Genomic DNA, 15,782 nt, shown 5'->3' on the forward strand with positions numbered 1-15,782 from the left:
TAGATCCGGATTTGCTGTTCGACAGGAGCCACTTGAGCAGCGAATATTCAGGTTTTCGAGCTAATGGGAGGGTTCGGGAAGTGACGGGACGGCGCCTCTTGATCAAGTCGATGAGTGTCCAGCCCATAGCGCAGCCGTCGAGGAATTCGTAAGCTGTCCCGGAACGTCCAGCGTCGGCTGCGGGAGGTAGATAACACTGACCAGCGCGCCGACATTTGATCTTTCCAAAATCGGATCATGGCAGGAGTTCGCGAAATTCCTGACCTTGAAAAAAGACCGCTCCGGACTTTCCTTCAGTGATTTCGAGCGGCAGACCCGGCATGCTTCCGGGGATAAGCGTCCGCTGAGCAGGTCCACCTTGAGCGCGGTGTTGCAGGGGCAGCGCACGCCGCAGAAACCGGTGCTGGAGAGCTTCCTCGACGCACTGAACCCGTCAGTCGGCGAACGCGTCGAGATCATGGAAACCTGGGAGCGGCTGACCGATGAGTCACGCGAGTGGCAGTCCGGCCTGGTCCGGGTCGCCGAGGTGTCGCCGCGCGAACTCGGCGTCAACGCCGGCATCAGGCCGCTGCCCGGCTACGTTCCCCGCCACTTCGATCCGGATCTTCGGCAACTGATCGAGGACGGCACTCGGCAGGGCTGTTTCGTTGTCCTCATCGGCGGCTCGTCGACCGGCAAGACCCGCTCATTGTACGAAGCCGTTCGCGCCAAGGCCGAGCAATGGTGGCTGGCTCAGCCGGCGGACACTCGCGACATCTATCGCCTGCTCGACGAGCCGGATCGCCGGGCCGTCATCTGGCTCGACGAACTCGCTCGCTTCTTCGACCAGACACCCGCGCTCACCAAGCCACAGGTGGCACGTCTGGTCCGAGCCGGCCACATCGTCGTGGGCACGCTTTGGTTCGAGGACTACAAGGCCCGGATGGATTCGCGTGTCACCGGCGCGGCCGAGCGGGAGCTGCTCGTCTTCGCGGAACCGATCGATGTCCCACCCCGCTTCCGGCCAGCGGAACAGCTGTGTGCCCGTCAGCTCGCCACTACCGACAGCGCAATACGGGCTGCGCTGGACGCATCCGAGGACGGTCTGACCCAGGTGCTCGCCGCCGGTCCTGAGTTGATGCGCCGGTGGGAACATGCGCCGCCGTACGCCCGGGCCGCGATCACGGCGGCAGCGGACGCACGTCGCCTCGGCATTCTCTCGCCGTTACCGCCGGAGTTGCTCCTCGAAGCCATGTCCGGATACCTGAGCAGGCCGGAGCAGGCCGCATCAAGGGAGAGCTGGCTGAAGGAGGTGGATGCCTACGCCGCACAGCGGATCAACGAGACCTCAATCGCGGCGCTGCCCCAGGAAGCCGGCGATCGGCCGGGAAGTCCGCCCGGATATCGGGCCGCCGATTTCCTGGCCCAGCAGCTGCGCATTCAGCGCCGAGTGCAGTGCCCACCGGAAAGCCTCTGGACGGCGCTCATCGATCGTCTCGACAGCAAGGACGAAGTTCGGCGTCTCGGTGACGCGGCCGCGGCACGGATGCGGTACCGCATCCAGGCAAGGGCGCTGCACCGGCTGGCGACACTCGGCGACGGCAATGCCTGTGTCGAGTTGGCCACCCTGCTGGTCCGCCGTGATGACCTGCAAGCGGCAGAGTTGGTGCTGGTAGACGGCGTGCGGGGACAGCGGGAGACCAGAACGGCGACGACTCTGGTCGAAGTGATGACCCTGCGCGAGCGGTCGGACCCGCTACGCACCTCCGACCCGACCGCGCAGAAACTTCTGTGGGACCTGCTCTATGACCGCGGTGAGAGCCTCGACCTTAGGGCGAGGGCTGAGCGGGGCGACCTCACCGCCGGCGACGATCTCGCCAACCTGCTCGCCGAGCGGGGCGAACTGGCGGAGTTGCGGGAGCTCGCGGATGCCGGGCACCGCCTGGCGCCGAACCTGCTGACGGAGCTGCTGGCCACCCTGCGGCGCACTACTGAGCTGGCCGCCCGTGCGGAGCGGGGTGATCGGGTGGCGGCAACCAGGCTCGACCAGATTACCGGCGCCGGGGCCGCTGACTCCGTCCCCGGGATCGCCGAACTCCGCGACGAGCTGACCACCGGCGGAACGGCCGCAGCCGACCAGCTGACCTCGCTGCTGTTCGAGCTGGGCGACGAGACCGAGCTGCGCGCCGAGGTGGATGCCGGCACCCCACGCGCCGTCGACCGGTTGCTCGCCTTGCTCATGGCCGGCTGCGGTGACGACGCGACGGCTGCCGAGAAGGTTCGACGGCTGCGCGCCTTCGGTATGCACCCCGATGGAACCCTGGCTCTGACAGAAGGAAAAGACCATGGTTGACGATGACTTGACGGCTTCAGACGGCGCGATTCTCCTGGTACTCATGGTTGAGGCCAGAGAGGTGCTCAACACTGAATTGGCCGAACTCTACGGGTTGGATGTGCGCAAGGGGCCGCGCGAGAAACTCGAGAAATTGAAGTACATCGCCTCGAGGAAAAGCGGCCGTACGAACGCGCTGCTCCTGACCGACGAGGGCTGGCTCCGTGTGCGCGAGGACCTTGACTTCACCCTGCGGGGTGCGGGGGCCCTGGGCAGTGCGCTCAAGGCGTTGCATGCCGCAATTCGGAATCGTGTTCTGACCCGGGCGGGCTGCGCGACGCTCGGAGAGCTTTTCTCGTCGACCGATCTTCGTGCTCCGGCCAAACAGGATCTTCGTTCGCGCATCGTCAGCGCCTACTACGCCCTTGCCGACGAGCCGAAGGACTGGGTCAGCCTGCGCCGGCTGCGGCCTTTCTTCGCCGACGTGGCCAGGAAAGACCTGGATGAAGCCCTGCGCCGACTCATCGAGGAAGACAACGTCAGTCTTGCGCCCGAGTCGAGTGGCAGGCTGGTGACCGAGGCGGACACCGAGGCGGCTCTGCGCGTGGGTGGGCAGGACAATCACCTGCTGGCGATCGGTGTGTGATGGAGGACGAGGAACGCAAGGCGCTCTCCGCGCTGCGCTTCGACTGGGCGCCGGTGCCCGATGACCTGTGGCGGCCGCAGCCCTTTCACGTCGAAGGCCTGCACGTTCCCGTCCTGCGTGAAGTGGTGGCCGGTATCGGCGAGGCGGCGGCCAGCCCGGCCGGTAGCCCCATCGGCCTGGTGATCCAGGGACAGGGTGGATCCGGCAAGACCCACCTGCTCGGCTCGGTGCGGCAGGAGGTGCACGAGCGGGGCGGCTATTTCTTCCTGGTGAGCATGCTCAACGCGAAGACGTTCTGGGAGAGCGTGCTGGAGGCGATTCTGGACGGCCTCTCCCGGCCGGTGCCGGGCAGCCGCCAGAGCCAGCTCGGCCTGCTCCTGCGCAGCCTGTCGGCGATGGTGGCGGTGCCCCGCGCGGCGCGGCGGGCCGTCATGGGGGAGACGGAGCTGACCCGCGGCGCACTCGACGAATTCATCAAAGGCCTTGCCCAGCACGACCGGCAGGTGGCACGCAGCAGTCAAGAGACCGCGCGGGCGCTGGCCCTGAGCGCCTCGATGGATATCGGTCATCAGTACATCGCGGAGACCTACTTCTCCTCGGGTGAGGAAACCGAAACCGGCGAACGCGACGCCTGGGGACTACGCCGAGCCGCACGCCCGGCGCAGCAGATCGTGCAGGACCTCTCCCGATTGCTGGCGCTGACCGGACCATCGGTCATCGCCATCGACCAGATTGACACGCTGGTCGCATCGCTGGACATCGAGGCCGATCCGGCTGGTAGGTCCGCGGGCCTACGGCCGGAAGACGCTCGGATGCTTGCTGTGCTCGCCGACGGGCTCATGTCCCTTCGGGAGCTGACCCGCCGCACGCTCACCGTGATCACCTGTCTGCCCGGCACCTGGAAGAACCTTACCGGCGTCGCTGTCGCCACCGTGTCCGACCGGTTCCGTCAGACTGCTCCGCTCAAGCGGATCAGGGACAGGGCGCTCGCTCAGAAGATCATCGAGAAGCGGTTCGTCACCCGATTCGCCGAGATTGGATTCCAGCCGCTGTTCGACTCGTGGCCGGTCCTGCCAGAGGCGTTCGCCCATGCCGGGCCGTTCACTCCCCGTGAGTTGCTGATCAGGATCGACAATCACATTCGCACCTGTATCGCCACCGACCGCGTCGATCTGCTGGCGACCATCGGTGACCCGGCGCCGACCGGTCCACGGCCAGAGCCCTCGGCACCGCCTCCGGTCGCCGTCTCCGCCGGCGAGATGGCGCGGTTCGACGAACGGTTCGCCGAGCTCAAGCTGGCCGCGGACGACATCACCCCGCTCGAATACGGCTCCGAGGACGACGCGGTGCCCGGTCTGCTCGCCGCCGGGCTGACGGCCTGGATCTTGGAACGTGGCGAGGCCGGTACTGGGTTCAGTGTGGACCCGCCACCGGGCGCTCGCCCGGCACTGCACGCGCGGCTGCGGCTGACTCTCAACCCGGATACCGATGACCAGGTCCACTGGTCTTTCCGCGCGGTGAGCGCTGACCACCATTTCAACGGTGCGCTCTCTCGGCTGAAGAAGGCGACGATCGCCGCGGCTGCCGAGACCACGACCGGCAAACGCAACCTCTACATGCTCCGCAACGCGGAGTGGTCACAGGGCGGGACCACGCGCGACGAGCTCACGAAGGTGACCGCGACGCTCGAACTCGACCCTGAGGACCTGAGCATCCTGTCCGCCCTTCAGGTCATGCTCGGTGAGGCCCCGCGGGAAATGCACGGCTGGCTCATCGAAAGACGGCCGACGCGCAACCTGAAATTCCTGGAGGAGGCGCTCGCCGACGTCGACAGATGGGTGCCCGGCGAGCACACCGCCCACGAGGACGACATGCCAAGCCTGACAATCGGCTACGACCACGGGGACGGCACTCCGGTGACCATCCCGGTCGAGGCGTTGCGCAAGCACGCCGCGATCTTTGCCGGCTCGGGGTCCGGAAAAACCGTCCTCATCAGGCGCATCGTCGAGGAGTGCGCCCTGTACGGGGTGTCCGCGATCGTGCTCGACCCCAACAACGACCTGGCTCGGCTCGGCGACAGCTGGCCCGAGCCGCCGACAGAATGGCGGGCCGGGGACCGGGAAAAGGCCGCTTACTACCTCGCGAATACCGATGTCGTGGTCTGGACGCCGCGGCGGTCGGCGGGCCGGCCGCTGAGCCTTCAGCCGCTGCCGGACTTTCCGAGTGTCCTCGATGACCAGGACGAGTTCCACGAGGCGGTGGAGGCGGCGGTCGCGGCACTCGTGCCACGGGCGCTGGTCGCGGGCCGGGCTGCCAAGGCACACACCGGGCGCGCCGTGCTGCGCAAGGCCATCGAGCACTACGGCAGACGGGGAGGCACCCGCCTACAAGGTCTCATCGACACCCTGGCCGATCTTCCCGACGGCACCATCGACATAGACGGCGCCGACAAGATCGCCGCAGGCCTGGCGCAGACGCTGACCGCTGAGATGGTGAACGATCCGCTCTTCGGAGGCGATGGCACCCCTCTGGATCCCGGGGTGTTGCTGACTCCGGCCGCCGGCAAACGGGCTCGTGTCTCGGTGATCAGCATGGTGGGCCTGCCGTCGGATGCTGTTCGCCAGACATTCGTGAACCAGTTGCAGATGGCGCTGTTCTCCTGGATCAAGCAACACCCCGCCGGTGACCGGCCGCTGCTCGGCCTGCTCGTCATGGACGAGGCCCAGACCCTGGCACCGGTCAGCCCGATGACCGCATGCACGCAGAGTACGCTGATCCTGGCCGCCCAGGCGCGCAAGTACGGCCTGGGACTGCTCTTCGCGACCCAGGCCCCGAAGAGCCTGCACAATCGGATCCCGGGCAACTGCACGACGCAGCTCTACGGCCTGCTGAACAGCCCGGTGCAGATCGAGGCGGTCCGTGAGATGGCGAAGGCCAAGGGCGGTGACGTCCCCGACATCTCTCGTCTCGGGGCTGGCGAATTCTATCTGGCCGCCGAGGGCACGGCGCCGCGCAAGATCAAAACCCCGCTCTCGCTGACCCACCACCCCCGGAGTCCGCTGACGACCGAGGAGGTCCTGACGCGGGCACGCAAGGACTGAGGCCGGATATCGGGGCGGCGACCATACTCGTCCTGATAAATCGGGGCCAGCATTACGGGAAACGCAGGGGTGAAGGATGCCGTGGGCTAGGGGATTGGCGTCGAGTCAATAGCGGGCAGCACGTGTTGACGGCAATTGTTGATTTGTTTAGCGTCTTCAGTGCATCAATTTTCCGCAATGACATCAGCTTCGCTCATTCCGGGGAAAAGCTGAGGACGACGGGACTGTGGCATGCGTGAAGACATCGCTGTGGTGGGGGTGGCCTGCCGCTACCCGCAGGCGCGGAACGCGGCCGAGTTCTGGCGGAATCTGCGGGACGGGCGAAGCGCCATCAGTGCGGTCGGCATTCGGCAGTGGGATTCCGAGACGTATTACTCGGCGGATTCCGGGCCGGGCACGGTCAACAGCAAATGGGTGGGGGCGCTGGCCGACGCCGAATGTTTTGACCATGCGTTCTTCAATGTCTCGCCGCGTGAAGCCGTGGCCATCGATCCGCAGCATCGGCTGTTGCTCGAAGAGGCGTGGCACTGCGTCGAGGACTCCGGTCTGCCGTTGCCGGTGCTGCAAGGGGCGCGCACGTCGGTCAGCGTGGGGTTGTCAACGCATGATCATTTGCTGCGGTCCGTTGCGGACGGTCGGCCGGTGGACGTCTTCGACGGGGTCGGCAACTACGCGAGCATGGCGGCGAACCGGATCTCCTACCTGCTGAACCTGGACGGGCCGAGCCGGACCGTGGACACCGCCTGTTCCTCGTCGCTGGCCGCGCTCGGGCAGGCGCGCGCCGACCTGCTGCACGACGACTGCGAGTTCGCGCTGGTGGGCGGCGTCAACCTGATCAACTCGCCGTGGCGGTATCTGGCCTTCACGCAGTCGCGGATGCTCAGCCCGGACGGGCGGTGCTTCACGTTCGATCATCGCGCGAACGGGTACGTGCCGGGGGAGGGCGTCGGGGTGGTCCTGCTGACCACGGTCTCGACCGCGCGGCGGCTCGGCTGTCACGTCTACGGCGTGATCAAGGCGGTCGCCACCAACCACAACGGGCACAACCGCAGCGTCACCGCGCCGAGCGTGTCCGCGCAGGTGGACCTGATCCGGCGGGCGCTCAGGACGGCCGGGGTCGAACCCGGCCGGGTCGGCTACGTCGAGGCGCACGGCACCGGGACCAGCCTCGGTGATCCGATCGAGGTGCAGGCACTGCACGAGGCGTACGGCGTGGACCGGGACGGTCCGCTGCGGGTCGGGTCGGTCAAGACCGGCATCGGGCACGTCGAGGCCGGCTCCGGGATGGCCGGGCTGATCAAGGTCCTGTTGATGCTCCGGCACCGGACGATCCCGCCGACGCTGAACCGCGAGATCACCAATCCGATCATGCACGGGGCGGCCGAGCACATCGAGTTCCCCGGGACCGCGGTCGACTGGGCCGCGGACGGCTTGCGTACGGCCGGGGTCAGCGCGTTCGGGTTCGGCGGCGCGAACTGTCACGCGGTGCTCGAGGAGTACCGGTCCGAGGTCGCGGTGCCGCCCGCGGCGCCGGTGTTCACGGTCGCGGCCCGGTCCCGGGAGGCGTTGCTGGCGACCCTCGGCCGGTGGGCCGAGCAGCCGCACTCCGCCGCGGAACTGTGCGCGGCCAGCAACCAGCGGGCGCTGAACCTGCCGTACCGCTGGGGGGTTGAAGCTGTTGATCTTCCGGCGGCCCTGGCGCGGGTCCGTGCCGGTGAGGTGATCGAACCGGTCCGCGTCGGAGCATCGAAGCCGGAAGTTGTCGTGCTGCTCACCGATCCGGTGTCCGGTGACGGGTTCACCAGCGCCCTGGGGCGGCTCGAAGCGCTCACCGAGCGTGGGGTCCGGATCGCCGAGATCATCGCGACCGGGCCGGCCGGGAGTGCCGCCGCGCTGGTGCACAGCGGTGCGGTCACGCTGCGGGAGGCGGCGGATGCCCTGCTCGGTGACGGCCGGCTGACGACTCGCGAGCCGGTCGGCTGCGGCGTGTGGGCGGGCGCCGAGCACCTCGTGCCGAACGAGCTGACGGCCGGCTACCTGCGAAAGCTGCTGGACGGGCGGGCGGACACGGTCGAGAGCGTCGGGCGGTATGCCGGTCACGCCGCGACGCTGCTGGACCATCAGCACACGTTCCAGCGGGCGGTCGGGGAGTGGGAGAAGCTGCTGGCCGGCCGGGGGATCGACCTCGACGCCGCGATCCGGCGGTTCGGCGAGCGGGGGACGACGTTCTCGCCCGACGAGCTGGCCGCGATCGCGCTCGTGATCAATGTGGCGCTGGTCCGCATCTACGAGGCGTGGGAGCTGACGCCCGCGCCGTGGCTGCTACCCGGCACTCACGAGCTGGCGATGCTGGTCAGCCGGGGGGTCCTCGATCCGGCCGACGCGGTGGCCGCGCTGTTCGGTGCGGCCGACCTGGCCGGGCTCGCGGCCGGCGCGGCCGAGCATCCGGCGGTCCGCTGCGCGCCGCTCGACGGGCTGCCCGTGCTGCGGGCGGTGTCCCGGGACCGTGCTGACGGCAGGCGGATCCGGCTCGGCGGCGGCGATCCGGCGGAGCTGATGGCCGCCGCGGGACGCCGCCCGGCGGTCGTGGTGCTTCTCGGGGACCCGGCTGAACCCGTACCCGATGATCTGGATGTTCTCCGGTTCGGGGATCTGCCCGGACTGCTGCTGGAGCTCTGGCGGCGCGGGGGCGAACCGGCGTGGGCGAGCCAAGGGTCGCCCGGGCTGCCCGGCCTGCCGGGATACGCGTTCGACCGCCATCCGCACGTCCACGCCGACGCGAAAGCGGAAGAGACCCGGCCGGCCGACGCGAAAGCGGACGAGACCCGGCCGGCGGACGGGCCCGCCGAACTGGAGTCGGTGCTGTGCGGGCTGGTGGCGGCGGCGACCAGGGTGGCGCCCGCGGCGGTCCGGCCGGACACGCCCTTCGCCGACCTGGGCATCGACTCGCTGATCATCCACACGCTCAACGCGCAGCTGCGCACCCGGTTCGGGGAGATCTCGGCCACCCTGTTCTTCGAGTGCCGGGACGTGGCCGCGGTGGCGGCCCGGTTGTCGCGCGACTACGACGTCGAGGCGACCAGAGCCCCGGCGAGTCGCCCGACCGGCCCGCCGGACGAGTCGGGCATCGCGATCATCGGCTTCGACGGGCGGTTCCCGGGCGCGGACACGATCGAGGAGTTCTGGGCGAACCTCCGCGACGGGCGGGACTCGATCACCGAGATCCCGCGGTCGCGCTGGGATCACGATCGATACTTCGACCCGCGTCGCGGCGTACCCGAGAAGGTCTATGCCAAGTGGGGCGGGTTCCTGTCGGACGTGGAGCTCTTCGACGCCGACCACTTCGGGGTGGCGCCGGCCGACGCGATCTTCATGGACCCGCAGGAGCGGCTGTTCCTGGAGTCGGTCCGCGGCTGCCTGGAGGTCGCCGGCTACTCGCGGGAGCGGCTGCGCGAGGTGCACCGCAACGAGGTCGGGGTCTTCGCCGGGGCGACGGTCAACAACTATCAGCTGGTTCAGCACGAGGCCGGTACGGGTGCGCCGATCAACTCGCAGACCTACGCGATCGCCAACCGGGTGTCCTACACCTGGGATCTGCGCGGGCCGAGCCTGACGGTGGACACCGCCTGCTCCTCCGCGCTGTACGCGCTGCACCTGGCCTGCGAGAGCCTGCGCCGCGGGGAGTGCGAGATGGCCGTCGCCGGTGGGGTCAACCTGTCGCTGCACCCGTCGAAGTACCAGATGCTCGCGCACTACCGGTTCCTGTCCTCGGACGGGCGCTGCCGGGCGTTCGGGGCGGGCGGCGACGGCTACGTGCCGGCCGAGACCGTCGGGGCGTTCCTGCTCAAGCCGCTGGCGGCGGCGCGGCGCGACGGCGACCGGGTGTACGCGGTGATCCGCGGCAGCGCGCTCAGCCACGGCGGGCGCACTAACGGCTTCAGCGTGCCCAGCCCGGCCGCGCAGACCGCGGCGATCGACCGGGCGCTGCGGCGGGCCGCGGTGGATCCGGCGACGATCAGCTACGTCGAGGCGCACGGCACCGGCACGCGGCTGGGTGACCCGATCGAGATCGCCGGGCTGCGCGCGGCGTTCGAGCCGCACCTGTCCCGCCGGCAGCAGTGCGCGATCGGGTCGGTCAAGTCGAACATCGGGCACGGTGAGGCGGCCGCCGGGGTGGCCCAGGTCGCCAAGGTCCTGCTGCAGATGCAGCACCGGGCGCTGGTGCCGTCGCTGCACGCGGAGCGGACCAACCCCGAGATCGACTTCGCCGCCTCCCCGGTGCACGTCCAGCGCACGTTCGCGCCCTGGGACCCGGTCGCGATGGGCTTCGGCGAGGTGCCGCGCCGCGCGGGCATCACTTCGATCGGGGCCGGCGGCACGAACGTCCACCTCGTGATGGAGGAGGCCTGACCATGGCAGCCGACGACCGTCCGTTCGTCATCGCCGTCTCCGGCCACGACGACGAGTCGCTGACCGCGCGGGCCCGGGACCTGTCCCGCTATCTGCGGGAGAGCCGCCGGGAGACGGTCGCGTTCGCGCACGCGGTCACGCTGCCCGGGGTGGCGAAGACGCTGCTGTGCGGCAGGGAGACCGGGGCGCACCGGCTGTCGTTCAGCGCGGGCTCGGTCGGCGAGGTCGCCGAGCGGCTGCAGACCTACCTGGACCGGGTCGGGGACTGCCGGGCGCTGGTCCGCGACGGGATCTACCGGAACACCGTGGAGTGCGGCGTCTTCGACGAGCCGGACGACGACGGGGACCGGGCCTATGCGGCGGGGCTGGCGGCGCGGGGCCGGCATCGGCAGCTGGCCCGGCTGTGGGCGGTCGGCTATCCGGTCGACTGGGTGCGGGTCTATCCGGAGCTGGCCGGCGAACGACCGGTGTACCTGCCGCCGACCCGGTCGTCGCGACGGCGGTACTGGCCGACGGCGGAGCGGGTCGAGCCGGCGCCGCCGGTGGTCGGCGACGTGCGGGAGGTGCCGGCGCTGGTCCGTCAGCAGCGGCTGCGGGACTACCTGCAACAGCAGATCGCGGGGGTGCTCGGGTATCCGGCCGGGGAGTTGCCCCGTACCGAAACCGGATTTTTTGATCTTGGAATGACGTCGATCCACCTGGAGGCGGTCCGCTCGGCGATCGTGCGCGACCTGGCGGTCGAACCCGAGCTCTCCGCGGCCTTCGACCACCCGACGATCACGCAGTTCGTCCACTACCTGTCGGGGCGGCTCGACGGCGGGCCGGCCCCGTCCGCGCTGGCCGAGCTGGACGACCAGGAGATCGAGAGCCTCTCGGCGATCGATCTGGAACGTCTGCTCAGTGAGGTGGTCTAGATGTCCGGGACGGCCGAGGTCGACAAGCTGAAAGTGCTGCTCAGGAAGTCGCTGAGCACGATCCGGGAGCTGAACCGGGAGGCGGCCGGGCGGGACGCCGCCGGTCCGGTGGCGATCATCGGCGCGGCGTGCGAGCTGCCGGGCGGGGTCACCTCGCCGGAGGACTTCTGGTCGCTGCTGCGGTCCGGAACGGATTGCCTGAGCGACGGGCCGGCCAGCCCGTGGGTGCGGGCGGTCTACGACCGGTACTTCCGGCGGCACCCGGGGGCGCGGACGCACACCCGGGCCCACTATCTCGACGCCGACGTGATGCGGTTCGACCCGCGCCGCTTCGGGATCTCGCCGACCGAGGCGCGCGACATGGACCCGACCCAGCGGATGGCGCTCCGGCTGACCGTCCAGGCGCTGGAACGCGCCGGCTACGACCCGCACCGGGTCGGCGGGCGGGTCGGCGTCTACTTCGGGGTGATCGGCGGCGAGTACGGCGCGCTCGGCCGCAGCGCCGGCGCGCCGGGCCGGTACCTGGCCACCGGCATGCTCAACAGCGTGGTCTCCGGGCGGATCAGCCACACCTTCGGCTTCGACGGCCCGGCCGTGTCGATCGACACCGCCTGCTCGTCGTCGCTGGTCGCGCTGCATCTGGCCGCCGAGGCGATCCGCGGCGGCGACTGCGACGTCGCGGTGGTCGGCGGTGTCAACCTGCTGCTCGACCCGTCGGTGTTCACCGTTCTGGCCGGGGTCGGCGCGCTCGCCTCGGACGGCCGCTGCCACTCGTTCGGCGCGGGCGGCGACGGCTACGGGCGCGGCGAGGGCGGCGGCGTGGTGGTGCTCAAGCGGCTCGCCGACGCCGAGCGCGATCAGGACCAGGTGCTGTCGATCATCCGGGCCACCGGGGTCAACCACGACGGCACCTGCAGCGGGCTGACCGTGCCCAACGGGCGCGCGCAGCGCGAGCTGATCGAGAGCACGCTGCGCCGGGCCGGCCTGTCCGGGTCCGACGTCGACTACCTGGAGGCGCACGGCACCGGAACGCCGCTCGGCGACCCGATCGAGCTGGCCGCGGCGAGCGAGGCGCTCCGCCCGGCCCGCGCGCCCGGGGATCCGCTGGTGGTCGGCTCGGCGAAGGCCCAGATCGGGCACCTCGAAGCGGCGGCCGGCATCGTCTCGCTGATCAGGCTGATGCTGGTGCTGCGGCACGGCGAGGCGCCGGCGCAGGTGCCGGCCGGGCCGGTCAACGACAACCTCGACTTCGACGCGCTGCGGCTGCGGGTGCCGGCCGACCGGCATCCGTTGCGGGCCCAGGGGCGGCCGCTGACCGGGGCGGTCAGCTCGTTCGGCTTCAGCGGCACCAACGCGCACGCGATCCTGAGCCGGCCCGCCGGGCAACCGGCCGCGCCGGCGCCGACCGCCCGCCGGCAGGCCGTGCTGCTGTCCGGGCGGTCGGCGGCGGCGCTCGACGCGTGCGTCGCCGACCTCACCGCGCATCTGGCCGCCGACGACACCATCCGGGCCGCGGACGTCAGCTTCACCCGGGCGACCGGGCGCGAGCACGGTTCCTTCCGCGGTTACGTCACCGGCGCGGACCGGGACGAGCTGCGCACGGCGCTCGCGGCGTACCGGGAGACCGCCCAGTTCGTCACCGGGTCCGGGCCGGCGAAGCTCGCCTTCGTGCTGGCCGGCTCGGTGCCACCGGCCCGGGCGGCGGCCTGGCACCGCGAGTTCCCCGGCTTCCGCGCCGGTTTCGCCCGCCTCGCGCAGGCCTGGGCGGCGCTCGGCGGCGAACCGCTGGATCGCCTGCTGGCCACGGAGGCGGGCCGCGACGACCCCGTGGAGCAGGCGGTCTTCCAGGTCGCGACGTTCTGCGGCACGATCGGGATGCTCCGCGACTTCAAGATCAAACCCGCGATTTGGTACGGCGAGGGCCCCGCGCTCCTCGCCGTGGCCGTCGAGACCGGCGCGCTCACCGCCGAGGCGGCCCTGACCGAGCTGTCCCGGCTGAGCACCGCGACCCCCGGCCCGGCGGCGCCCGGCGGCACACCCGGGCGGGTCGCCGCGGCGATCGTCTGCCCGCGCGACGGCGGGTTCGTCGGCCCCCGCCAGCTGTCCGATCCGGATTACTGGCCGCGGGCGGCCTCGGCCCGGCCCGATCCGGACGCGGTCGCCGCGCTCTGCGCCGAGCACGGCGTGCGGATCGCGGTGGCGCCGGGCTCCGCACCCGTGCCCGCGGACCGGCCGGTGGAGATCGTCGACTTCGGGCCGGGCGAGGACCCCCACGAGGCCCTGCTGTCGGTGCTGCTGCGCCTCTTCGAGCTCGGCGTGGACCTCGACTGGCGGGCGCTGTACGCGGGGTCGTCCGTCCGAAGGGTGTTGCTGCCGACCACGCCGATGGACGAGACGCCGCACGCGTTCGCGTTCGAGCCGGACGACCAGCCCCCGCGACCGGTCCGCGACGACGTGCTGGAACCGGCCGTGCACCTGTCGCCGGGCGCCGCCGACGAGTTCGAGTTCGTGCTCGACGCGACGTCGCTGCCGCTGGCCGACACCCACCACATCGTGCACATCGGCTACTTCATCGAGATGCTGCTGCGGGCGGCGGCGCTGTCCCGCCCGGACGCCGAGTTCGACATCGAGCGGATGCGGTTCAGCACCGCGCTGGTCGTGGCGGCGGAGCCGGTCAGCGTGCGACTGACGTTCACCGACGTGCCCGGCACCCAGCCGGAGTTCGCGTTCCACTCGCTGGTGGACGCCGCGAGCAACCGCTGGCAGCTGCACGTCAGCGGCCGGCTGGCGCAGCGCAAGACGCCGCCCGGCCCGGCCGATCCGGCCGGGATCACCACGCCGCTGATGTCCGGCGCCGCGTTCTACGCCGGGCTGGACGAGCGGGGCATGCGGCTGGGCCCGAGCGTGCGGGCCGTCGGGGACGTCCGCCGGGACGCGGACGGCGTGCTGGCCGACGTCGACCCGGCCTTCGCGGCCGAGGTGGCCCGGGCCGCCGCGGTGGTGGCGCCGGGACTCTTCGACGGCGCGGCCCAGCTGTTCCACGTGGTGCTGCCGGACGCGGTGCCGCGCGACGCGGCGTTCATGGTGGAGACGCTCAGCTCGCTGGTGGTGCACCCGGGCGGCTACGCGCGGCCCGCGCACCTGCGGCTCGACGACGTGCGGCCGCAGCCGGACGCGGCGAGCGTGGCCGGCCGGCTGATGGTGCTGGACGAGAAGGCCCGGGTGCTGGTCGAGTTCCGCTGCGTGGTGCGCCGGATCGCCGGCGGCATCGACTCGGTCCTGGCCGCGGCCGCGCCACCGGCCGAGGACCCGCGGCTCGACCCGGCGGCGCTCGGCGACCCCGCGGCCCTGGCCGGGGCGTTGCGCGGGGTGGTGTCGGCGCTGACCGGCACCGCCGCCGAGCACATCGGGGCGGGCGACAGCACCCGGGATCTCGGGGTGGACTCGCTGCTGGCCAATCGGCTCTTCCACGCGATCGGGCCGGTGAACCGGAGCGGGCGGGTCGGGCTCCAGGACATCGTGCGGGGGATCTCGATCGCTCAGCTGGCGGACACGCTGACCGGCGGGGTGGGGACCGGGGGCTCGCCCGTACGTCGAAGGGGGTATCTGTCCTTGCGACCGGGAAAGCCACGGCTGCGTCTGCTGTGCGTGCCCTACGGCGGCGGCAGCACGCTGCTGTTCCAGGGCTGGCAGAAGCAGCTGCCCGACGACGTCGAGGTGTGCCCGGTCGCGCTGCCCGGCCGCGGCGACCGGATCGGCGATCGGCTGATCCCGGACGTCCATCGGCTGGTCGACGACCTGATCGGCGAGGTCGAGGCGGCCTCGGACGTGCCGCTGCACCTGTACGGGCACAGCGCCGGCGCGCTGATCGCCTACGTGCTGGCGCTGCGGCTCGCCGAGCGCGGCAACACCGCCGTGCGGCAGCTGACCGTCGGCGCGTTCAGCAGCCCGGGCGGCGCCGGCAACCCGTTCTACCTGGACTGTCTGCGGGCGCTGCACGCGGCCGGGTACGACCGGGTCCCGGACGCCGAGCAGATCCACGCCCTCGGCTCGGCCGAGCTGGCCGCCCTGGCCGAGATCTTCCGGTTCCCGCCGGTCGACGACCCGCAGCTGGACTTCACCCGGCTCAGCCTGCCGATCCTGGCCGGCGACATCAGCCTGGTGGGCAGCTTCCAGCCGGCCGACGCGACCGTCCTGGACGTGCCGATCACCGCGATCCACGGCCGCCACGACGACCGCGTCGGCGAACCCGAGATGCGCGACTGGCAGCGCTGGACCACGGCCGGCTTCGACTGCCACGTGCTCGACGGCGACCACTTCTTCCTGCACCCCGGCCAGCACCGCGACCGGACGCTGGACATCGTCAGAGATCGGCTGCGCTGAATGAGAGGCGGACGGCA

The 15,782-nt window shown here is 70.9% G+C and carries 6 protein-coding genes; all 6 read left to right on the forward strand.

Annotated elements, in window-relative coordinates; genetic code table 11:
- Positions 1-265: 265 nt before the first annotated feature.
- The 6 genes from L3i22_RS24250 to L3i22_RS24275 all read left to right on the forward strand — a co-directional run bounded on the left by L3i22_RS24250 (position 266) and on the right by L3i22_RS24275 (position 15,765).
- Positions 266-2,332, forward strand: a complete 2,067-nt coding sequence (locus tag L3i22_RS24250; RefSeq protein WP_221329238.1) for a hypothetical protein — start codon at positions 266-268, stop codon at positions 2,330-2,332.
- Entirely contained in the window at positions 2,325-2,957 is a 633-nt protein-coding gene (locus L3i22_RS24255) for a hypothetical protein (RefSeq protein WP_221329239.1), read from the forward strand. Before L3i22_RS24250 ends, L3i22_RS24255 begins: the two co-directional genes overlap by 8 nt.
- Complete coding sequence (locus tag L3i22_RS24260; RefSeq protein ID WP_221329240.1) at positions 2,957-6,058, forward strand: ATP-binding protein; 3,102 nt, start codon at positions 2,957-2,959, stop codon at positions 6,056-6,058. Before L3i22_RS24255 ends, L3i22_RS24260 begins: the two co-directional genes overlap by 1 nt.
- Before the next feature lie 231 nt (positions 6,059-6,289).
- Positions 6,290-10,468 (forward strand): beta-ketoacyl synthase N-terminal-like domain-containing protein, encoded by a 4,179-nt coding sequence (locus L3i22_RS24265; RefSeq protein ID WP_221329241.1) that lies wholly within the window; start codon positions 6,290-6,292, stop codon positions 10,466-10,468.
- A 2-nt stretch (positions 10,469-10,470) separates the two neighbouring features.
- Positions 10,471-11,382, forward strand: a complete 912-nt coding sequence (locus L3i22_RS24270) for an acyl carrier protein (RefSeq protein WP_221329242.1) — start codon at positions 10,471-10,473, stop codon at positions 11,380-11,382.
- The gene (locus L3i22_RS24275; RefSeq protein WP_221329243.1) at positions 11,383-15,765 is read left to right on the forward strand and encodes a beta-ketoacyl synthase N-terminal-like domain-containing protein; all 4,383 of its coding nucleotides are present in this window, start codon (positions 11,383-11,385) and stop codon (positions 15,763-15,765) included.
- Positions 15,766-15,782: the final 17 nt, after the last annotated feature.

This window comes from Actinoplanes sp. L3-i22, from assembly GCF_019704555.1.
Taxonomy (GTDB): Bacteria; Actinomycetota; Actinomycetes; order Mycobacteriales; family Micromonosporaceae; genus Actinoplanes.